Source organism: Arthrobacter sp. 001422645 (assembly GCF_059816125.1).
This window is the reverse complement of record NZ_JCBANT010000003.1, coordinates 1-21246: the sequence shown is the minus strand read 5'-3', so window position 1 is coordinate 21246 and position 21246 is coordinate 1. Positions and strand designations below refer to the sequence as shown.

Annotated in this window: 14 protein-coding genes; 7 read left to right on the top strand and 7 right to left on the bottom strand. The window is 67.9% G+C overall.

Annotation, left to right across the window (positions count from 1 at the left end; genetic code table 11):
* Positions 1–105 precede the first annotated feature (105 nt).
* From AC6EUH_RS05175 to AC6EUH_RS05155, 5 genes are all read right to left on the bottom strand, one after another.
* Positions 106–6288, bottom strand: coding sequence for an Ig-like domain-containing protein (locus AC6EUH_RS05175; RefSeq protein ID WP_499737986.1), 6183 nt, complete (start codon positions 6286–6288; stop codon positions 106–108).
* Between the two features lie 156 nt (positions 6289–6444).
* Complete coding sequence (locus AC6EUH_RS05170) at positions 6445–7821, bottom strand: adenylate/guanylate cyclase domain-containing protein (protein WP_499737985.1); 1377 nt, start codon at positions 7819–7821, stop codon at positions 6445–6447.
* Positions 7811–8434, bottom strand: coding sequence for a PH domain-containing protein (locus AC6EUH_RS05165; protein ID WP_499737984.1), 624 nt, complete (start codon positions 8432–8434; stop codon positions 7811–7813). The genes AC6EUH_RS05170 and AC6EUH_RS05165 overlap by 11 nt, the downstream gene beginning before the upstream one ends.
* Entirely contained in the window at positions 8427–9347 is a 921-nt protein-coding gene (locus tag AC6EUH_RS05160; protein ID WP_056427144.1) for a biotin--[acetyl-CoA-carboxylase] ligase, read from the bottom strand. The genes AC6EUH_RS05165 and AC6EUH_RS05160 overlap by 8 nt, the downstream gene beginning before the upstream one ends.
* 56 nt (positions 9348–9403) lie before the next feature.
* Positions 9404–10324 carry an SDR family oxidoreductase gene (locus AC6EUH_RS05155; protein WP_056427147.1) on the bottom strand — a complete coding sequence of 307 codons (921 nt, stop codon included), beginning with the start codon at positions 10322–10324 and terminating at the stop codon, positions 9404–9406.
* Between the two features lie 498 nt (positions 10325–10822).
* On the opposite strand from AC6EUH_RS05155, the gene AC6EUH_RS05150 reads away from it, so the two are divergent.
* The 4 genes from AC6EUH_RS05150 to AC6EUH_RS05135 all read left to right on the top strand — a co-directional run bounded on the left by AC6EUH_RS05150 (position 10823) and on the right by AC6EUH_RS05135 (position 16130).
* Positions 10823–12406 carry an acyl-CoA carboxylase subunit beta gene (locus tag AC6EUH_RS05150; protein ID WP_056427152.1) on the top strand — a complete coding sequence of 528 codons (1584 nt, stop codon included), beginning with the start codon at positions 10823–10825 and terminating at the stop codon, positions 12404–12406.
* Positions 12403–12639, top strand: a complete 237-nt coding sequence (locus AC6EUH_RS05145; protein ID WP_056427155.1) for an acyl-CoA carboxylase subunit epsilon — start codon at positions 12403–12405, stop codon at positions 12637–12639. Before AC6EUH_RS05150 ends, AC6EUH_RS05145 begins: the two co-directional genes overlap by 4 nt.
* A gap of 69 nt (positions 12640–12708) precedes the next feature.
* Positions 12709–14403 carry a DUF885 domain-containing protein gene (locus tag AC6EUH_RS05140; protein WP_499737983.1) on the top strand — a complete coding sequence of 565 codons (1695 nt, stop codon included), beginning with the start codon at positions 12709–12711 and terminating at the stop codon, positions 14401–14403.
* A 245-nt stretch (positions 14404–14648) separates the two neighbouring features.
* Entirely contained in the window at positions 14649–16130 is a 1482-nt protein-coding gene (locus tag AC6EUH_RS05135; protein WP_499737982.1) for a dicarboxylate/amino acid:cation symporter, read from the top strand.
* Positions 16131–16247: 117 nt separating this feature from the next.
* Here AC6EUH_RS05135 and AC6EUH_RS05130 read toward each other — a convergent pair whose 3' ends face one another.
* The gene (locus AC6EUH_RS05130) at positions 16248–16808 is read right to left on the bottom strand and encodes a hypothetical protein (protein ID WP_499737981.1); all 561 of its coding nucleotides are present in this window, start codon (positions 16806–16808) and stop codon (positions 16248–16250) included.
* Between the two features lie 224 nt (positions 16809–17032).
* On the opposite strand from AC6EUH_RS05130, the gene AC6EUH_RS05125 reads away from it, so the two are divergent.
* The 3 genes from AC6EUH_RS05125 to AC6EUH_RS05115 all read left to right on the top strand — a co-directional run bounded on the left by AC6EUH_RS05125 (position 17033) and on the right by AC6EUH_RS05115 (position 20741).
* Positions 17033–17413 (top strand): YbjQ family protein, encoded by a 381-nt coding sequence (locus AC6EUH_RS05125; protein WP_499737980.1) that lies wholly within the window; start codon positions 17033–17035, stop codon positions 17411–17413.
* A 111-nt stretch (positions 17414–17524) separates the two neighbouring features.
* Entirely contained in the window at positions 17525–18196 is a 672-nt protein-coding gene (locus tag AC6EUH_RS05120; RefSeq protein WP_499738104.1) for a TetR/AcrR family transcriptional regulator, read from the top strand.
* A 1-nt stretch (position 18197) separates the two neighbouring features.
* Entirely contained in the window at positions 18198–20741 is a 2544-nt protein-coding gene (locus tag AC6EUH_RS05115) for an MMPL family transporter (protein ID WP_056427170.1), read from the top strand.
* Between the two features lie 125 nt (positions 20742–20866).
* On the opposite strand, the gene AC6EUH_RS05110 is transcribed toward AC6EUH_RS05115, so the two are convergent.
* On the bottom strand, positions 20867–21246 hold a 380-nt coding region (locus AC6EUH_RS05110), incomplete at its 5' end, for an HNH endonuclease (RefSeq protein ID WP_499737979.1).

Here is a 21246-nt window from a genome sequence, read left to right as displayed (position 1 = left end):
CCCGAGACAAGGCCCTCAGTTCCCGCGACAGCCTACCGAACTGTCCGGAAGTGCGCGATGGGCAGGTCTGCCCGTTGGCCGGTGCGCCCACGGCTGCCGGGGCGGTTATGGTGTCGCTCCGGTCGGGAAGGTGCAGAGCGGGACGCCGCTCTGCCCGGGCGAACCAATTGAGGTGTGGGTGGAGTTGATCCAGCGCGTCTGGTTCGGCGAGCCGCGCATGATGTAGTACCACTGCCCGTCACCGCTGTAGTAAGTGCCGTGCGGCTTCCAGCACATAACGTCGAACACATCCGACGGGCCCATCCAGGGCCGGTCGGTGCCGCTCTGGCCGTCGCAGGTGAAGTTCCCCGGCTCGCTGTTGTCGTAGGACGTGGCTCCGGGCAGATCGGTGCAGCTGCGGCTCATCCCGCTGTTGAGCCGGGTGGTCCAACGGGTCTTTTCAGTCCCGGACCGGGCAGAGGCGGAGGCGATCGGGCCGCCGGTGCCGAGGGAGTTGACCGTCTGGACCCGGATGGAGTGCGTTTCGCTGAAGCCGCCGGTGTTGACTGTCCGGCTTCCCGCGGCGGGCACGCGCTCCCAGCCGCCGTTGTCGATGCTGATCTGGGTGTAGGCAACGTCGTTGGTGGTTGTCGACGGGGAGCTCCAGCTGAAGCTGAGGTTCCTCTGGTTTTCGGCGCCGTCCTGGCCGGAGGCGGACGGTGTTCCGGGTGACCCGTGCGGCGTGGCGGTGGCCCCGGCGCTGGCGTCGGAGCTCGGCGCGACGGTCGAGTTGGCCGTCACGGTGATCGTGGTGGCCTGGCCATTGGTGAACCCGCCCACCTTTTGGCCGGGGCGGATCGCGCCGGTCTTTCCGCCGGGGCTTGCGTAGTAGGTGTAGCTGACCTCGCCGGGCTGGGATCCGTTGCGTCCGGCGGCATCCAGTTCCCGGAAGTTGATGACCAGGGCCCGGCCCGCACCGCCGGTGTCCGCCGCCGTCGCGCTGACGCCGGAAACCTGGCCGAGTTTGCCGGTGGCGCGGCGGGGGGCCGAGGCGGCGCTGACGGCGCCTTTGCCCGCCTTGTTCTCGGCCTGGACCGTGAAGGTATACCCGGCTTCGGAGTTGTTCGCGGTGAAGTTGGCGGTCCGCACCGTCCCGGCGACCATCTGGGTCTCGGTGGTGCCGCCGCCGCCGCTCATCGTGACGTAGTAGTTCTTGATGGCGTCGCCGTTGGTGTCCGGCTCGTTCCAGTTCACCTGGAGCTGGTTGGAGGTCCCCACGGAGGACGCCACCGCCGTCGTCGGGGCGGCCGGGGCGGCGGGAACACCGGCCGGGTTGTCCTCGGCCGAGTAGGCGCCCCACTCGGAGGGGCCGAGTTCGTTGACGGCCTGGGCGCGGACTTTGTACCGCACACCGTTGGTCAGTCCGGGCCACGTGTAGCTCAGGCCGGCCACACCGTTCTTCACGGCGATGCCGCTGGCCGGCGGCGGGGAGATCTCCAGGTTGTAGTTCTTCACGGCCGAGCCTTCGGTTTTCGCCGCGGGCCAGGTGATGACCATGTTCTTGTCCCCGGCCTTGACCGCGGGAGACTCCGGCGGCGAGGGCTTCTCATCCGGCCGGATTTCGTTGGAGGCCTGCGACGGCACCGACTCCCCCACCTCGTTGGTGGCGGTCACCGTGAAGACGTACTTGACGTCGTTGGTCAGTCCGCTGAGGGTGCAGGTGGTGGTGGCGCAGTCCTGGCTGAACCCGTTCGAGCGCACCGTGTATTTGCTGATGGTGGCGCCGTTGTCCGACGGCGGCGCCCACTTGAGCACCGCGGTCCGGCTGCGCACGTCCGTGGCCGCCGGTGCCGAGGGCGCATCGGGTTTGTCCCGGACCGTGATCCGGACCCGGCCGTCGGTCTGCCGGGAGACGTCGCCGGTCTTGTCCATCACGGTGTAGCGGAGCACCATAACGCCCTTGAAGCCCCCGGCCGGGGTGACCGTGATCGAGTCGCCGGCTATCGCGGGCTGTCCGGCGGCGGAGCCGGTTTCCACGGTGGCGGACACAATTCTCAGCGGGGTCTCGCTGAAGGGGTTGAAGTCGTTGGCGAGCACGTTGACCGTTTCGGTCTTGCCGGCGTTGGCTTTCTCGATCACGTCCTCGTTCGCGACCGGCAGCGGCCGGTTGGACGCCACGACGGTTGCCGCGATGCTGGCCTTGACCGGCTCGGAGCGGCCGTCGGTGACCTTGAGCGGGATGCTGCCTTTCCAGCCGGCAGCCCTGGCGGAGTCGGCGGTGACTTTCAGGATGGCACCGTCCAGGGTGGCCTTAAAGCCCTCGGGCAGGGTGCCGTCCAGCTCGAACTTGAGCTTCTCCTGGTCCCCGGAGTCCACGTCCTTGGCCAGGTTGCCCAGGTCCAAGGTGGCGGATTCGGCCGTGGGTACCTCCAGGGTGGCGCCGCTGAAGCTCGGCTGGTGGTTGGCGTTCGGGTCGGGGACGACCTTGGTGATGATGCTGAGGGTGGATTTGAGGCCCTGCGGATCGTCTGGGCCCGTGCCGTCGGTCACTTCGAACGTGACGGAGCCGGGGCCCACGTAGTCCTTGAGCGCGGCGTAGCGCAGCGCGCTTCCGTTCCCGGCCACCACGTTCTGCGGATCGGCGCCCTGCACCCGGACCTTGTCCACCTGGGTGATCCGCGGGGTGCGGCCCTCCCTGACCCGGACGTAGTCATTCAGGTCCAGGTCGATCTGCTTGCCGGCCATCACTTCGACGACGTCCGCCCGGGCCAGCGTCGGGTGCTGTTCGCCCTGCCCGGGGACCCAGATGACCGCCGTCGCGCTCTTGCCGTCGACGTCGGTGACGGTGTACGGGACCAGCTGGTCCTTCGGCGCGAGGGCCACCCGGACACTGCCGTCGCCCGCGCGGGCATTCGGGTTGCCGTCGGGCAGGCTGATCTTCAGCTCGGCGGCAACGCCGTCGGGATCGGAATCGTTCTTCAGGACCGGGACGTCGACGGCGGACTTGCCCAGCGTCTCCGCGGGGGTGACCACATCGTCCTTGGCCAGGGGCGGTTTCAAGGCGGCGTCCGGACTGATCCGGACCCGGATCACGGCGCTGCCCTGGGCCTTTTTGTCGTCCTGGATCTTGTAGCTGATGCTTTCGTTGCCGGCGGTGGCGGGGGCGGTGAGGAGCACCTTGCCGCCGTCGGCGGTTTCGACCCCGAGTTCGGGGCGCGCCTCGAAGGCGTTGCCGACCAGGCTGATCGGGTCGCCGTCCGGGTCCGAGTCGTTCTGGAGGGCCTCGACGGCGACTTTGCGTCCGGGCCGGACGTCCACGGCATCGTCCACGGCGATGGGTTTTTGGTTGTTGGCTTCCTGCGGGGCGATGCCGACGATCACGGTCCCGGTGTTTTCGGCGCCGATCCGGTCCCGGACACGGTAGCTGAACGTGTCCGTTCCGGCGCCGTTGCCGGCGGCGGTGAATTCCAGGTAGCCGTCCTTGACCACGGCTGTGCCCATGGCGGGAGCCTTGTCCACGCCGGTCAGCTGGACGGAGTCACCGTCGGTGTCGACGCCGTCGAGCGGCACGGGGATGCGCACGGTCATGCCGGCCACCACGCGGGCGGTGAGGTTTTTCGGTTCCGGGCGGGTGTTGCGTTCGTCGTCGCGGGCCCGGATGCGGATGGTGACCTGCTGGGAGTCCGATTGCCCGGAGGCGTTGGTGACCTTGTAAATGGCGTACACGGTCTTCGGGACTTCGCCGGCGATGAAGCGCAGGGCGCCTCCCGCAGTGAACATCCGGCCGTCGGCGGCGTCCGGCTGCTGGGCCAGCACCGGTTCCAGGCTGAGTTTGCCGCCGTTGGGGTCGGTGTCGTTCTCCAGGACCGGGATAGTGACGACGTCCCCGGCGCGGACCGTTGCTTCGTCCGGTTTGGCCTGCGGCGCCTGCAGTTTGGCGGGCGCGGGGACCACCAGGACGGCGATCTCGCCGCTCGCGGAGGATTTGCCGTTGGAGATGGTGTATTTGACGCTGAGCTGGCCCTGCGCACGGATGTCGGTGACCCGGACCACGGAATGGTCCAGCACGGAAACGCTCACGGGCAGGCCGTCAGCGGCGGTCACGGACTGCACCACCAGGACCCCGCCGGACGGGTCGGAGTCGTTGCCGAGGACGTCCACCAGGACGCTGCCGCCGCTGGGCAGCAGGGCGGTGTCGCGGACAGCCACCGGGGCGCCGTCCCCGCCGCCGGGGACCACGTCGACCCGGACCAGCTGCTGGGCGCTGGCCGGTCCGTTGGTGACGAGGTAGGTCACGTAGTGGGCGCCCTGGGCGGTGGAGTTGAACGTGAAGGTCTGCTGGTCCGCGCCCATCGTGGCGGTCGAGTTGCCGTCCGGGGTGACCTGGGCGAGGCGGAGGGCGCCGCCCTGCGGGTCAGAGTCGTTTTTGAGCGGAGCGATGACCGTGTTCACCCCGGCGACGGCGACGACGTGGTCCGCGTTGGCGATCGGGGGCAGGGCGCCCGGGGCGCGGACGTCCACGGTGACCTTGCCGTCGGCGGTGGAGCGTCCGTCCGAGACCGTGACGGTGACGGTCTTGCGGCCGGGCTCGGAGCCTGCGTCCTGGAAGCTGAGCAGGCCGTCGGGCCGGACCTTGACCTGGTCGCGGGGATCGCTGCTGGCCGCGCCGACGACGAACAGGTCGTCGCCGTCGGGGTCAATCCAGTCGGTGAGGATGTTCTGGCTGACTACCTTGCCGGACTGCACGACGAGGGTGGTGTTGCGGTTGGGTTTCTGCCGCGGGGCGGCATTCTCTCCCGGCGGCACGATGTTGAGGGTGACGTCGGCGGTGGCGGAGAGGCCGCGGCCGTCGTCCACCGTGTATTTGAAGGTTTCCGATCCGGCCTTGTTGTCCCCGACGCTGACCTGGAAGCCCGTGGCGCCGTAGATCGGCGCGAGGAGCCCGGATGTGAGCGGGTCCGGGCTGCGGACGGTGAGGATGTCGCCGTCCGGGTCTGTGTCGTTGTCGAGCACGGGGAGGATGGTGGTCTTGCCGGCGCGAACGCCGAAGGTGTCGGGTTTGGCGACGGGCGCGCTGTTGGGTTTGGTGCGGTCCGGCAGCACGGTCTGCTGGACTTCGTCGGCGGAGTCCTTGTCCGCGTCGTCGGAGGTCTGCTGCGGCGGGATGACGTCGTCCCAGTTGTTGACCAGCTGCATGTTCTGGTTCACCAGCCACACATTGCCGGAATTCACATCGTTCAGGACCACCAAATCCCGGTTCACCCGGAACACATAACTGGGTGAGGCACTCGCCTTCGGCACAGCCACGGACTTGTCACTGGCATCATCCGTGCAGTCCCGGACATACTTGTTCGCCCCGGACCACGCCGCATGCACACACCCGCCCAGCTGCACCGGCGCCGCCGGCACCCCCTGCCCGCCAAAAGTGACCGTCTTCGCCGCCGACCCATCCAACGGCTGAAGCAACAACGCCTTCGGCGTCGCCACCGCCACGGAGTCCGCGGCCGGACCCGAGAGCTGCAACTTCGCATCCCGCGCCTCCGCCAGGGCCAGCTCACGCCCGCCCGGCAAAAACAGCTTCCCCCGGCCCGCATCCAACACCACCGGCCGGTCCCCCACCACCGCCAGCTGCAGATCCCCCGCGCCCTTCAACCCCTCCCACGCGCTCACCTCAGCATCCGTCACAGCACCCCCGGCATCCACCGACGTCACCGTCACCTGCCCCGACACCGGATCCGCACTATAAATCCGGTCATCCGCCCCCACCGCGGACACCGTCCCCTGCGAACCCTTCAACACCGGCTCGGAATTCTCCTCATCAAACCCGTTCACCGTCGACGGCGACAACGCCCACACCGAACCCCGCGCCGCATCCGTCACCGAAATGACCTCCGACCCGAAACTCACCACCGCCGAACCCGGCAACTTCTTATCCCCGCCCAACCGCATCTGCGCCGCCGACACCTGATTCAACGTCGACCCCGCCGAATCATCCACAAACACATTCCCGGCATCCTGCAACACATCAAACGTCGTCGACGCCGGCGTCACCGCCCCATCCAACACCCGCGACGGATAATTCAACCGCCCCACCGCATTCTTCGACTTCGACACCACCCACACCCCGCCATCATTCAACTCCACCTCAGCAGTCTTAAACCCCGGATAAATGATGGCGCCGGTGATGAGGACCGCGGAGGCGACGGCAAGGCCGGCCGCGCTCAGGAAACGGCGGCGGGCGGCAGTGAGCGGGCGTGATGGTTCCGGCCTGCGGGTTTTGGGCCGCAGGGCTGTCAGGAAAGTCTTCATGTGTGCTGTGTCCCCCGGAAGATCACGGCCGCCACGCAGGGGGCATCGCCCGTGCTGGTGCCAGATAGCTTCGACTATTGCATATTAGCTATCGATTAGAGAAACCCCGGCGGAGTCAAGTCCGGCAGGATCAGCATCGATGCAGCTCAGGGGCGCTTAATCCAGGACGAGTCCGCGGCCGCTGCCGCGTTGGAGCTGAACGGGGTGGATTTCGCCGAAGCCGCGGACGTCCTCGGCCGGCCGCGGCAGCAGGACAAACCGCTCGTCCTGTTCCAGCGCGGCCGCGGTCATGGAGTCCACCAGCACCGTTCCCGGATCTGCCAGTGCCGTGAGCCGCGCCGCGAGGTTGACGGTGGGACCGTAGATATCGCCGAGCCGGGACAGGATGCGGCCCCACACCATGGCGACGCGTGCCTGGGGAAGGATTTCGTCCTCGGTGAAGGCCTGGCACAGGGCCAGGGAGATTTCGGCGCCGGCCGCGGGGGTCTCGGCAATGTAGAGCACTTCGTCGCCGACCGTTTTGACCAGCCGCCCGCCGCCCACCGAAATGATTTCGGCGCACTTGTTCTCGAAGCGCTGGACCAGCTGGGCGAGGGTCTTTTCGTTCATCCGGCGGGACAGGCTCGTGTAGGAGACCAGGTCCGCGAATCCGACGGCGCGTGCCAGCGGCAGCGGGGCGTCATCCTCGTCGCCTTCGCGGCCTTCCTCGCTGGAGGCGAGCCCGGCCTCGGCGCGCACGGCAAGTCGCTGGACACCGGCGTTGAGCTGGCGGCGCCAGGAATAAAGCAGCATTTCCTCCAGAGCGTCCACGAGGGACGGCAGTTCGCCAACCAGCCGCTTGCGTGCGACGGCGTCGGTGACACCCTGGTTCTGGACCATGTCCTCCACGAGGGCTTCGACCTGCCAGACCACCATGCGGTCTGTCATCTGGCCGATGGCACGGGTGACGGAGATCGCGGCTTCCTCGGTGAGTTTGCCGCCGCGGACCAGGTCCACGATGGTGTTCAGCGCGGCCTGGTCGCGTTCGGTGAAGGCCACGTCCTCGTCACCGATGTTGGGAAAGCCCAGGGCCCGCCACAGTTTCCGGGCGGAGAGCAGGGACAGTCCCGCGCCGGATGCGACTTCACGGCGGCGCAGCTTGCGTTCTCCGCCAAGCAGCCTCTGTTCAAGGGCTTTCAAGGCAATGCGTTCGGCGGACATGGCCCCGGTGGGCGGAGCTGCAGCGGGGGGCTGCTCCGCCCTGTCGTCGGCGTCGCTGTCGTCGGCGTCGCTGTCTCCCGCGGACGAATCGGCGTCGGAGTCCGTGCCCGCCGAATCGGCGTCTGTGTCCGTCTCGTCCGAATCGGCGTCGTCGGGCGCTGCAACAGTCTGGTCCGGCACAGTAGCGGACTCCGCAGGAACGTCATCCGCGGCCTCGGCCAGGGAGTCGAGGACCGCTGCTTCGAGGCTGGCGGCCTCAACGAAGGCATCCGAAACGTGCGACGGCTCGTTCGCCAGCAGTCCCGTTTCCCGGTGAACGTTCTCAGCGCTCATCTCTTCCACCTTCTCTCGTCTCTATCGGCCAGGGCTCTACTTGCCAGGGGCTGGCGTGGTCGTAGGGCACATCCGCGACGCCCAGGTCCCCGGCAGGCGGGAGATCATCGATGGCGTCGAGGATGAAGTTTCGGAACGTCGCGACTTCCGGAACGTCGGGGACCACCGTGCTGTTGGGGTACCCGGTATCCAAGGATATGTTCCCTGAACGCAATATGCGTTGGAGCAACGACTGATGAATGACCACATTACGGACGGTGGCCAGGGAAACCTGCTGGTCGCGCCGCCGGAGCATGCCGTAACGGGCAACCAGCCGCTGGCTTGTCAGGGTGTACTTCGTGGCGTGCCAAGTCATGGCCCGCGGCAGGCAGTAGCCCAGCAGTACCCAGGCCGCCAGTCCAATGCAGGCTCCGATCAGCCAGGGTGTCCACTGCCTGGCCGACTCCTTGATCAGCGGCATGAGGTGGGACGGGCCGCCTTTCACAATCCAGGCGCTGCCGTAGGCGGCCAGCGCCGGAACCAAGATGAACAGCAGCGCCGGAAAAATCAGGGTCCGGGGCTGCGGCCGGGTCACCACAATCACTTGCTCGCCCGGGAGGAGCTCTTTACGCATAGCCGCTTTCGTGGCCCGAATCCTGGCCGGGGGGCGTCCAGGGCCGCAGGTGCACCACATCTCCGGCCGTCACCACGTGCTCGTGTCCTCCGGCGTCGACCACCATGAGTGAGCCGTAGTCATCCAGGCGTGTGGCGTGGCCGATGATTTCGTGGTCACCGGGAAGCTGGGCACGGACCTGCTTGCCGAGCGTCGTGAGGACGTGCTCGATCCGCTTGTGCAGCGACGGTCCGCCGGCCATCCCCGCGGCGGGGTCGCCGTCGGCGTTGCAGAAGCTGCGGTAGAGCGTCGCGAACCGGGACAGATAACTCTTCAGCAGCCCGGTCCGGTCCACCGACGTCGGCTGTTCCAGCAGGACGGACGTGGCGGTGGGCACCGGGAGTTCGGCCTCGGTGAGCGTGACGTTCAGCCCTGTCCCCAGCACAACCGGCGGTACGGCGCCGCCCTGCATCGGGCCCATCTGGGCCAGAATGCCGGCGATCTTCCGTCCGCGGACCAGGACGTCGTTGGGCCACTTGAGTTCCGCGGGGATCCCGGCGGTTTCCAGGAGCGCCTCGCGCAGGGCAAGTGCCGCGAGGAGCGAGAGCCAGGAGTAGCTCTGGGTCGGCAGCGGACGTCCGTCCGCGTTGACCGGACGCAGCACCAGTGACACGGAGACAGCACTGCCGGCGGGTGCTTCCCAGCGGCGGTCCAGCCGGCCGCGGGCAGCGCTTTGGTATTCGGCGGTGAGCACGGTGAGGTCCGGATAGGCCGAGGGATCCTCGGTGACTCCGCGCAGCAGGTCCGCGTTGGTGGACCCGGTGGACTCCACGATTGTGAGCCGCGGAATGCCGTTGGCTGAGAGGAACGCCTCATCACTGAGGGCGTTCACGTCGAGGGGCGGACGGTCCGGGGCTTCCTGCGCGGCTTCCATGCTTTGAATCCTACCGAGTTACGCCGTCGTCGGCTCCGGACCAGCCCACAGGAAACTCAGAGGAAAATGTCAGGGATCAACCGGTCTTCCGGCGCGCCCAGGCTGTACGGCGTGAAGTCGGTGACGCCCGCGGCGGCCAGGACTTGCTCATCCGTGTAGAAATTGCCGCTCCTGCTGCCGGACTCCGGGACCGCGTGGCTGTTGGTCAGCACGGCGTGGGCCGCGTCCGCCATGATTTCGGGGCCCCGGGCGCCGCGCACGATTTTTTCGCCGCCCGGCATGTTGCGGATGGCGGCCGTGTTGATCAGGGTGCAGGGCCACAGGGAGTTCACGCTGATGCCGTCGGCCTTCAGTTCCTCGGCCAGGCCCAGGGTGGTCAGGCTCATGCCGTACTTGGCCATGGTGTAGGCAAGGTGCATGCCGGCCCACTTGGGGTCCAGGTTCAGCGGTGGGGAGAGCGTCAGGATCTGCCCCGCACCGGATTCGCGCAGGGCAGGCAGGGCGAGCTTGGAGAGCAGGAAGGTGCCCCGAACATTGATGTCCTGCATCAGGTCGTAGCGCTTCATGTCGACGTCGTCGGTCGTGGACAGGTCGATCGCGGAGGCGTTGTTGATGACGATGTCGATCCTGCCGAAGCGTTCCACGGCGGCGGAGACGGCGCCCGCGACGTCGGCGTCATTGCGCACATCCCCCACCAGCGGCAAGGCCTGACCGCCGGCCGCCTCGATCTGTTCGGCCGCGGAGTAAACCGTGCCTTCCAGCTTGGCGTGCGGCTGGCCGGTTTTGGCCATCAGGACGATGTTGGCGCCGTCGCGCGCGGCACGGGTGGCGATGGCCAGTCCAATCCCGCGGCTGCCCCCGGAGATGAGGACGGTGCGGCCCTGGAGGGAACCGGCGGCTCGGTAGGGCCCGGACTGCTGTGGCGCGGGCTGCTGGGGATGCGGGGCGGCGCCCGAAGCGTCGTTGCTCAAAGTCATGAGGACACTCTAGCCGACTCATGTTACTGGTGAGTAACATTTTCTGGGCGCGAGCGCCGCGCCCCGCCGGCCTGCCCCGCCGGCCTCCTCCGACGCTCCCGCCCGGTTCCTCCGGACACGATGTGCCGACAGGCCGGCGGACCCGCGGAATCCCGGGGATTCGCTTAGCGGATAGCCCCTCCAGGACCGGGCAACCGGGCAGGAAGGTCCCGCGCGGCGGGGCGGCAGTCGGCCAGGGTTCATGGGGCGCCCTTCGGGAGAAGCTGACGTGGTCCCCGGGAGGGTGGGGGCGAAAATTGTAGGGTTTCTACAGCGGCGTGGGCCAATGCCGTCACTAGACTTGCCCTCAGGGCCCGGCTTTTGTGGATACCGACTAAAACGCCACGAGGACAGGGCCTGCACAGCACTACCAGCAGCACAGCACTACCAGCAGCACAGCACTACCAGCAGCACACGATTCAGCACCACAACCATCAGCGACAGAGCCGGAGACACTTGATGAGCCACGATCTGACCACGACCGCGGGAAAGATTGCCGACTTCCGCGACCGCCAGGCCCGTGCTGAGCAGCCCTCCGGCCCGGAAGCGATCGAGAAGCAGCATGCCCGCGGCAAGAACACGGCCCGCGAGCGCATCGACCTGCTGCTGGACGCCGGCTCCTTCGTCGAATTCGACGCCCTGGCCGTGCACCGCTCCACCGCCTTCGGCATGGAGAAGAAGAAGCCGCTGGGCGACGGACTGGTCTCCGGCTACGGCACCGTGGACGGCCGCCCCGTGGCCGTGTACAGCCAGGACTTCTCCGTCTATGGCGGCTCGCTGAGCCAGGTCAACGGCGAGAAGATCGTCAAGGTCCAGGAATTCGCGCTGCGCAACGGCTGCCCCGTGGTCGGCATCCTCGACGGCGGCGGCGCCCGCATCCAGGAAGGCGTCGCCTCGCTGGCCATGTTCGCGGACATCTTCCGCAACAACGTCCATGCCTCCGGTGTGGTCCCGCAGATCTCCCTCATCATGGGCCCCTCCGCCGGCGGCGCGGCCTACTCCCCCGCCCTGACCGACTATGTGGTCATGGTGGACAAGACTTCGCACATGTTCATCACCGGCCCGGACGTCATCAAGACCGTCACCGGCGAGGACGTGGACATGGAAACCCTTGGCGGCGCCCGCCAGCACAACGCCAACACGGGTACCTCCACCTACCTGGCCTCCGACGAGGCCGACGCCGTCGAGTTCGTCCGCGAACTCCTGGACTTCCTTCCCTCCAACAACCTCTCCGAAGCCCCCGTCCTGGAGCACTCCCAGGAGCTGGAGCTCGACGACGACGACCTCGCCCTGGACGTCCTCATCCCGGACTCGGCCAACCAGCCCTATGACATGCGCAAGGTCATCGAGCAGATCGTGGACGACGCGCACTTCCTGGAGATGCAGTCCCTCTACGCCCCGAACGTGATCATCGGCTACGGCCGGGTGGAGGGCCACACCGTCGGCATCGTCGCCAACCAGCCGATGCAGTTCGCCGGAACCCTGGACATTGCCGCCTCGGAGAAGGCCGCCCGCTTTGTCCGGCACTGCGACGCCTTCAACATCCCGATCATCACCCTTGTGGACGTCCCGGGCTTCCTGCCGGGCAAGGACCAGGAGTTCCAGGGCATCATCCGCCGCGGCGCGAAGCTGCTCTACGCCTACGCGGAGGCCACCGTGCCGAAGCTGACCGTCATTACCCGCAAGGCCTACGGCGGCGCGTACATCGTGATGGGCTCCAAGAAGCTCGGCGCGGACCTCAACCTGGCCTGGCCCACCGCCCAGATCGGCGTGATGGGCGCCCAGGGCGCGGTCAACATCCTGTACCGCCGTGAGCTCGCCGCAGTGGCGGAGAGCGGCGGCGACGTCGAGGCCAAGCGCTCCGAGGTCATCCGGCAGTACGAGGAAGAGCTGCTCAACCCCTACCAGGCCGCCCAGCTCGGCTATGTGGACGCGGTCATCGCGCCGTCCGAGACCCGGATGCAGATCATCAAGGGCCTGCGTGCCCTGCGGGACAAGCGGGCCAGCCTGCCCGCCAAGAAGCACGGGAACATCCCGCTGTGACGCCTGAAAGCGAGCCCCTGGAAGCCGCGGCGGCGGAGCGGCCCCTGTTCGCCGTGGCCAAGGGCGACCCGACGCCGGAAGAGCTCGCGGCGCTGTCCGCCGTCGTGCTCTCCCTGGACAGCGGCGCAGCGCCGGCACCGGAAAAGCCCGGCGCCCGGCACTGGATCCGCCGTCAGCAGCTGCAGCTGGCGCCGAGGCCGGGTCCCGGCTCGTGGAAGCGCAGCCGGGGCTAAGACAAAGTCCCTGGGCGAAAAGTTCAGCAACCCTTTCATAACGGCGGCAGCCCGGCTAGTCTCTTTCGGGTGACTATCGAAACCACTGAAAACACATCAGCCGTGCGCCCGCAGACCGCTATCGATGCCGTCGCCGACGCCTTCACGGACACCCTGATCCGGCTTAACCCGAGCTTCGCCACCGAGCTCGGCCTCCCCGGACATGAGACCGAATACCAGGACTTCTCCCCCGCCGGGCACCGGGAGTTCGCCGCCGCCGCGCGGAAGGCCCTCGCCGCGCTGGACGGACTGGAGCCGGTGGACGACGTCGACGCCGTCACCCTGGACGCCATGCGCGAGCGCCTGGGCCTGCAGCTGGAACTCCACGAATCCGGCTGGGACCTCGGCGAACTGAACAACATCGCCTCCCCCGCCCAGGAGATCCGGGCGATCTTCGACCTGATGCCAACAAACACCGCCGAACAGTGGGACCACATCGCGGGGCGGGCGCACAACGTCCCCGCCGCGCTGGACGGTTACATCGAGTCGCTGCGCTCCGCGAAGGAGGACGGCAAGGTGGCCGCCGCGCGGCAGGTGAAAATCGTCATCGAGCAGACCACCAAGCACGCAGCCGAGGACGGCTTCTTCGCGAAGCTGGCCGCCGGCGCCACGACCGCGGACGGACCGCTGCCCGGGGACGTACAGTCCAAGCTCGACGCCGGCGCTGCCGCCGCCAGGGTGGCCTACTCACGGCTGGCCGGATTCCTGGAGTCCGAACTGCTGCCCGTCGCCCCGGAGAAGGACGCCGTCGGCCGCGAGCGCTACTCGCTGGCCTCCCGCGCCTTCCTCGGCGCCACGGTGGACCTCGAGGAAACGTACGCCTGGGGCGTGCAGGAACTTGACCGCCTGATCGCCGAGCAGGAGCGCGTGGCCGAGGAGATCCGCCCCGGCGCCACCATCGAGGAAGCCAAGGAGGTCCTGAACAACGACCCCGCGCGGCAGCTCAAGGGCACTGACGCCCTCCAGGCGTGGATGCAGGAGCTCTCGGACAAGGCCGTGGCCGACCTCGCGGGCGTCCACTTCGACATTCCGGACGTCATGAAGACCCTGGAGTGCAAGATTGCCCCGACCGACGAAGGCGGCATCTATTACACCGGGCCCTCGGACGACTTCAGCCGTCCGGGCCGCATGTGGTGGTCCGTCCCGCCGGGAGAAGACACCTTCACCACCTGGGCCGAGACCACCACGGTCTACCATGAGGGCGTCCCCGGCCACCACCTTCAGGTCGCCACCGCCACCTACCGCCGCGAGCTGCTCAACAAGTGGCGCCGGAATGTCTGCTGGACCTCCGGGCACGGCGAAGGCTGGGCACTCTACGCCGAGAAGCTCATGCAGGAGCTGGGCTACCTCAAGGATCCGGGCGACCACATGGGCATGCTGGACATGCAGCGGATGCGTGCGGCCCGCGTGGTGTTCGACATCGGCGTCCACCTGGAGCTCGAAGTTCCCGCCCGCTGGGGGTCCGGCACCTGGACCCCGGACAAGGGCTACGAGTTCCTGAAGCAGAACCTCGCCATCAGCGAAGGCCAGCTCAACTTCGAGTTCACCCGCTACCTCGGCTGGCCGGGCCAGGCGCCGTCATACAAGGTGGGCCAGCGGCTCTGGGAGCAGATCCGCGCCGAGCTCGAATCCCGCCCGGGCTTCGACCTCAAGGCGTTTCACACGAAAGCCCTCAACATCGGCTCCGTAGGCCTCGACACCCTGAAGCGCGCGCTGCTGGGGTAGGTCGAGACCCCGTCGCACCGCCGAGGTGAGAGTTCGCGCCCATGTCCTTGAGGGTCATGGGCGCGAACTCTCACCTCGGCGAAAACAGGGGAGACAATCGCCACACCGGAGGCTGGAATAACTTCACAAACGGGTGGTTTTGCGGCGTGGTTCCGGGGATCCGGCGGCTGGGACCGAACGCTGGGCGCGTAATATTTCTCAACATCCTTTCGACGTGATAGTTGCACTGGTCCTAGCGTGATCCGGTGACCACTCAGACAAGCACCCCCGCACCCGCCGGAAAGACCGGCTTCCAGTTGCCCACATGGGCCGGCTCGTTCGGCTTCCAGATCATCGCCGCCCTGATCGTGGGCCTGGGCCTCGGCCTACTGGCCAAATACACGGGCAGCACCAAGGCGGACCCCAACGCCCTCGGCGCCACACTGCAGACCATCGGCTCGAGCTACGTCTCGCTGCTGCAGACCGCCGTCGTGCCCCTTATCTTCACCGCCGTGGTCAGTTCCATCTCCAACCTGCGCGCCGTCTCCAACGCCGCCCGGCTGGCCTGGAACACTCTGCTCTGGTTCGCCATCACCGCGCTGATCTCCGTGCTGATCGGCATCGGCCTGGGCGTGCTCCTGCAGCCCGGCGCCAACACAGGCATCACCGGCGAAGGCGAAGCGCCGTCCAAGGTGGGCAGCTGGTGGGCGTTCCTGACCGGCCTGTTCCCGAAGAACTTCCTGGGCCTCGGCGCCAGCACCACCATCACCGAGGACGTCGCCACCACCACGGTGAGCTTCAATGTCCTGCAGATCCTGGTGATCGCCGTCGCCGTCGGCATCGCCGCGCTGAAGGTCGGCAAGGCGGCCGAGCCGTTCCTGAACCTCAATGCCTCCGCCCTCGCCGTGATCCAGAAAGTCCTCTGGTGGATCATCCGGATCGCCCCGATCGGCACCGTCGGCCTGATCGGCAACGCCGTGGCGATCTACGGCTGGGACACTATCGGTTCCCTCGGCAAGTTCACGTTCGCCATCTACGTGGGCCTCGCCCTGGTGCTGTTCGTGGTCTACCCGGTCCTGGTCCGCACCCACGGCCTGTCCGTCCGGCAGTACTTCTCCGGCGTCTGGCCGGCTGTGCAGCTCGCCTTTGTCTCCCGCTCCTCGGTGGGCACCCTGCCGCTGACCCAGCGCGTGACCGAACGCAGCCTGGGCGTCCCCCGCGGCTACGCCTCCTTCGCTGTCCCGCTCGGCGCCACCACCAAGATGGACGGCTGCGCCGCGATCTACCCGGCCATCTCCGCGATCTTCGTGGCCCAGTTCTTCGGCATCCAGCTCGACTTCACCCAGTACCTCCTGATCGCCCTCGTGTCCGTGCTGGGCTCCGCCGCGACCGCCGGCACCACCGGCGCCGTCGTGATGCTGACCCTGACGCTCTCCACCCTGGGACTGCCGCTCGCCGGCGTCGGGCTGCTCCTGGCCATCGATCCGATCCTGGACATGGGACGCACCGCCGTCAACGTGGCAGGGCAGGCCCTGATCCCCACCATCGTGGCCAAGCGCCAGGGCATCCTGGACGAGTCGCTGTACAACGCACCGCGCTCCGGTGACCCGTTCAGCGACGACGCCGACGCCGACACCGACACCACGGTCGCCGGATCAGCCGACGGCGGTACTTCCGACGGTACTTCCGCCGCCGCTGCCGGCGCGGCGTCGCCGGAAGGCCGCGAACTGGCCGACGCCAAGGCCTAACCGCCGTTACAAGCCATCACGGAAGAAGTCCCCGGGAAGCTCCCGGGGACTTCTTCTCTTTTGACGTGCTGCTAAGCCGTGTCCGCTGTGAGCCGGCGGCTGCAGCCAGACAGGGTCCTAGTGTCCGCCGCCCCCAATGACACCCTTCTCCACGGCCTTGGTAACGGCGTCCGCCTCAGCCTGGGTCAAGGTGCCGTCGGTGACCGCCTTGTCCAGCTTGGTCTTCAACGCCGCAGCGCGGTCAGCCTGGGCCGCGGTCCGCAGCTCCTCCAGCGCCGCGGTGACCTTGGATTCCTCAATCCCCAGCGACTCCGCCAGCGACTTGGCGAGCGCAGCGTCCCTGGCTGCGCGGTCCGGCTTGGTGCCCTCGGCGGGCGGGGTGGTGGGCTTGTTGGCTTCGCGGAAGGCCTGCAGCGCCTCTGTGACCTTGGCCTCCTCCACGCCGAGTTTGGCGGCCAGTTCGGCAGCCTGGGCGCCGCCGCGCTCCCCGCCCCTGCCGTGGCCGTGGCCGCGCATTCCGTCGGCGCCGGAGGTCCCTGGCGTCGCCTCTGCCGAGGCGCTGGGGGTCGGCGTCGGAGTGGTGGTGGCGGCGGAGGCCATCCCGGTGACTCCAAGCCCGGCGCCGAGGGCCAAGGCCCCGGCCGAAATGGCGAGCGTCATTCTCTTGGTGCGTGACATCTGCTGTCTCCTGGTTCGGCCGTGCTGCCACGGCTGGTAGCGGTGATTGTCTCGTTCAAGACGTGGTTCAAGTCTGCGGGGACCGCTTCAGCGGGAGCTGTTCGGAACCTTTCATGTTCCTGTGAAGGTTCCGGAGCGTCCCTCGCACCTGGTTCGGAAGACTTTCCCGGGCTTATTCGCAGGTTTACGGGTCCGGACGGCCCCGGACTGGGTACGCTCGGGTCATGCTGATCGTGACCTCCGATGACATCCCCGGCCACAGGATCGACGCCGTTTTCGGCGAAGTGATGGGTTTGACCGTCCGCGCCCGCGATATCGGCGGCCAGGTCATGGCGGGCTTCCGCTCGATCGGCGGCGGGGAACTGCCCGAAATGACGCGCATGCTTTACGAGAGCCGGCAGGAGGTCATGGCCCGGATGGTCAAGGAGGCGGAACAGCGCGGGGCCAACGCCATCGTGGCCATGCGCTTCGACAATTCGCAGCTGGGCACCACCTGGACCGAGGTTTGCGCCTACGGCACCGCCGTCTTCGCCATCCCCCTCCCGGAAGGCGAACCGGGCGCCACCGGGCAGTCCGTTTTCCTGACAAGGCCCGAAGCTGACTAAAAGTTGCCCTGAGTGCAAACATGCACGTAGTGTAATTGCGTGCCCGCCTCCCCGCCTGCCAGCCCAACCGCACCGTCGGCATCCCCTGCGCCGGCTGAACCACCGTCAGTACTGTCGCGCCGTGAGTTGAACAAAGCGGCCACCCGTCAGGCCATCACCGACGCCGCCTTGGCGCTGCTCCGGTCCAACGGCCCCGGCAACTTCACGGTCGAGGACATCGCCGACGCCGCCAGTATCTCCCGCCGCACCTTCTTCAACTACTTCAGCAGTACCGAAGCGGCCATCGCCGCCGTCACTTTCGGATTCCTGGACACGGCACTCCAGCAGTTCCGGCTGCGTCCGGCCGGGGAACCGTTCATGGAATCGGCCCGCGCCGCCCTCGTGGCGCTCGCAGACCCCATGACCGTGGCCCCGCTGGCCGAGCTGTACAGCCTTGGCCAGGCCAATCCGCAGCTCAGCCGGTCCGAGCTGGAAGCCTGGGACCACTGCACCGTCCAGATCATCAGCGCGGCCCGCGAGCGTTCCCGCGGGGCGGCCGGCGTCGAACTCGACGAACTGTACCTCCGCGCCCTGGCCGGTTCCGTCATCTCGTGCGGCAAAGCCGCCATGGACGTCTGGTTCTCCCGGTGCGGCGGATCCCTTACGCCGGAATCCCTGTCCAGCCTGCGCCAACTCCTGATCGATTCCATGACCCTGCTGGGCTCCGGGTTCGCCCGCCCTGACACCACTCCGGCAGCAGCCACCCCGGCTAACACCTCCGCCCCTTCCCCAGATCGGCACTGACATGGCCCTACTGCTCTACCGTCTCGGCAAGTTCTCGTACCGCCACCGCTGGCTGGTCATCTCCGTGTGGCTCGCAGTGATGGTGGCGGTGGGCGGCGCGGCCGCCGCGTTCCACGGCACCCTGTCCAACAACTTCCAGATCCCGGGAACCGAAACCCAGCAGATGGCGGACAAGCTCAAGACTGAGCTTCCCTCCTCCTCCGGCGGCTCCGCCAGCGTTGTCTTCGAAGCCAACGGTGACGAGTTCAGCCAGGCGGGCAAGGACGCCGTCACCGCGGCACTGACCAAGCTCAAAACCCTGCCCGACGTTCAGGGCACGGTGGACCCGTTCGCCACCCAGGCTCAGCTGGACAAGGCCGCCGCAGACCTCGCCGCCGGCAAAAAGCAGTCCGCCGCCGGCAAGGCGCAGCTGGAGAAGTCCGCCGCCGAACTCGCCGCCGGCAAGGCCCAGCTGGCGGCTGCCGAACAGCAGATGACCGCTGCCGGCATGCCCCCCGCTGCGATCGAGCAGCAGCTCGGCCAGCAGAAGGCGGCCCTCGCCGAGGGGCAGGCAAAGCTCGACGCCGGCACCAAGGAACTGGAAGCCGGCGAAGCTCAGCTGGCGCTCGGCGCCCGGCAGCTGGAGGCTTCCCAAGGTCTCCGCTTCGTCTCCGAGGACGGCAAGGCCGCGATCGCTCAGGTCCAGTTCAAGACCTCGATCAACGGCCTCGACCCCGAGGTCCGCCAGCAGGTCCAGGACATCGTCAAAGAGGTTTCCGCCGCCGACGTGACCGCCCTGCCCAGCAAGGAAATCAGCGAGGACATCTCCGAGCTCTTCGGCACCGCCGAGATCATCGGCATCGCGGTGGCAGCCCTGGTCCTGATCATCATGCTCGGCACCTTGATCGCCGCGGGCCTTCCGCTGCTGATGGCACTGGTCGGCGTCGCCGTTGGCGTGGGCGCCACGTTCGCCCTGAGCGGCGCCGTGGACATGAGCTCCATCTCCCCCATGCTGGCGCTCATGCTCGGCCTGGCCGTCGGAATCGACTATTCCCTGTTTATCGTCAACCGGCACCGCGGCCAGCTGCTCTCCGGAATGGACCACGAGGAGTCGGTGGCGCTGGCCACCGGCACCTCCGGAAATGCCGTGCTCTTCGCCGGCCTGACCGTCATCATCGCCCTCGCGGCCCTGGTCGTTCCGGGCCTTCCGTTCCTGGCCGTCATGGGTCTCTCCGCCGCCGGGACGGTGGCAGTCGCCGTCGTCGTCGCCCTGACCCTGACGCCGGCCGTCCTCTCCCTCGTGGGCCGCAAGCTGATCTCCAAGCGGGCGTGGGCCAAGGCGGACAAGCACAATGCCGCTCCCGGCCACGAAACCGAGGATCGGGCCAGGGATGAATACCGCAGCAGCCACGGCTGGGGCGGCATTGTCACCAAGCACCCGTGGCTGGCCCTGCTGGCCGGGGTTGTGCTGCTGGGAGTTGTGGCGTTGCCCGCCAGCCAGCTGCGGCTCGCCCTGCCCGACGCCAGTTCCGAACCCGTCGCCTCGCCGGCGTTCCAGGCCTACGACGTCACGAAACGAAGCTTCGGCGAGGGCATGACCGGCCCGATCATCGTGGTGGGCGACTTCCCCGCGGGACTGACCGCCGCCGAGGCGCAGGCCAAACAGTTCGACGTCGCGGACATCCTCCGCGAGACGGAGAACGTCGCCGCCGCCGTGCCACTGGCGCTGAGCGATGACCGGCGCACCGCGGTGTTCCAGGTCATCCCCAACGAAGGGCCGGCCAGCGCCAGCACGGTCCAGGTAGTCTCCGAACTTCGCGCCGAAAAGGGCCAGATCAAGGACACCACCGGCGCCAGCATCGGCCTCACGGGGCAGACCGCCGGCAACGTCGACGTGTCCACCAAACTCGGCGACGCACTGCCGCCGTATCTGGCCATCGTGGTGGGACTGTCGCTGATCCTGCTGCTCCTCGTGTTCCGCTCCATCTGGGTGCCCCTGCTCGCCACCGGCGGATTCCTGCTCTCACTCGCCGCCGCGTTCGGCGCCGTCGTCGCCGTCTACCAGTGGGGCTGGCTGGGGACCATCTTCGGCGTCGAGAACCCGGGCGCCGTGCTGAGCTTCCTGCCGATCATCCTGATCGGCGTGCTGTTCGGCCTGGCAATGGACTACCAGGTGTTCATCGCCTCGGGCATGCGCGAGTCCTACATGCACGGCGAATCGGCGAAGCATGCGGTCCGCTCCGGCTTCAGCCACGCCGCCGCCGTGGTCACCGCGGCCGCGATCATCATGGTCAGCGTGTTCTCGGGCTTCATCTTCTCGCACCTGAACATGGTCCGCCCGCTCGGCTTCGCCATGGCCTTCGGTGTGCTGATTGATGCCTTCGTGGTCCGGATGACGATCGTCCCGGCCGTGATGTATCTGCTGGGCGAAAAGGCCTGGTGGCTGCCGCGCTGGCTGGACCGCATCCTCCCGGACGTCGATGTGGAGGGCGCCAAGCTGCGCAAACCGGCAACCTCGACGGCGGACGTCGGCGAGCCTGAGCCCGAGGAAGTCGCCGCGCGCTGACCGGCCCGCCCGCCTGGCGGACCTTGCGCCACGACGGTTCACCTCTTGCCGCCCGCCGATCTTTTTGGATCGGCGGGCGGCTGCGTTGTACGCAGGTTTGCCGCCCGTGACTGTCCTGCCGCAACTCAGGCCGCGAGCGACTTCGCGGACTGCGCCCGCCTGACCGTCTTCAAACGGTGTCGGAGTTTGCGGCGGTGATGGTTGGTGTCGGTGGCCGGCACGGCCGTGTTGGGCAGCGGAGGCGAGTCGGTCAGACCCGTCCCGGGCAGTGGGGGTGCGGTGGATTGGTAGCTGTGGCCGGTGGGGGTCTGAATCTCGATGGTGTGTCTGGGGCCGGGCCGGGGCCGGACACTCCAGCCGGGGGTTTCTTTGGTGTGGTTGCAGGCTTCGCAGAGTCCGGCGCCGTTGGCCTGGGTGGTGGGTCCGCCGCGGTGCCAGGGGATGATGTGGTCGAAGTGGCGGATCGGGGCGTCGCAGTACGGGGTGCGGCAGGTGTCGTCCCGGG

Bases quoted from the DNA above. Each gene is read 5' to 3' on its own strand.
- AC6EUH_RS05130 (WP_499737981.1), bottom strand. From the start codon at position 16,808: ATGTCACGCACCAAGAGAATGACGCTCGCCATTTCGGCCGGGGCCTTG.
- AC6EUH_RS05115 (WP_056427170.1), top strand. From the start codon at position 18,198: ATGGCCCTACTGCTCTACCGTCTCGGCAAGTTCTCGTACCGCCACCGC.
- AC6EUH_RS05155 (WP_056427147.1), bottom strand. From the start codon at position 10,324: ATGACTTTGAGCAACGACGCTTCGGGCGCCGCCCCGCATCCCCAGCAG.
- AC6EUH_RS05165 (WP_499737984.1), bottom strand. From the start codon at position 8,434: ATGCGTAAAGAGCTCCTCCCGGGCGAGCAAGTGATTGTGGTGACCCGG.
- AC6EUH_RS05170 (WP_499737985.1), bottom strand. From the start codon at position 7,821: ATGAGCGCTGAGAACGTTCACCGGGAAACGGGACTGCTGGCGAACGAG.
- AC6EUH_RS05175 (WP_499737986.1), bottom strand. From the start codon at position 6,288: ATGAAGACTTTCCTGACAGCCCTGCGGCCCAAAACCCGCAGGCCGGAA.
- AC6EUH_RS05150 (WP_056427152.1), top strand. From the start codon at position 10,823: ATGAGCCACGATCTGACCACGACCGCGGGAAAGATTGCCGACTTCCGC.
- AC6EUH_RS05125 (WP_499737980.1), top strand. From the start codon at position 17,033: ATGCTGATCGTGACCTCCGATGACATCCCCGGCCACAGGATCGACGCC.
- AC6EUH_RS05160 (WP_056427144.1), bottom strand. From the start codon at position 9,347: ATGGAAGCCGCGCAGGAAGCCCCGGACCGTCCGCCCCTCGACGTGAAC.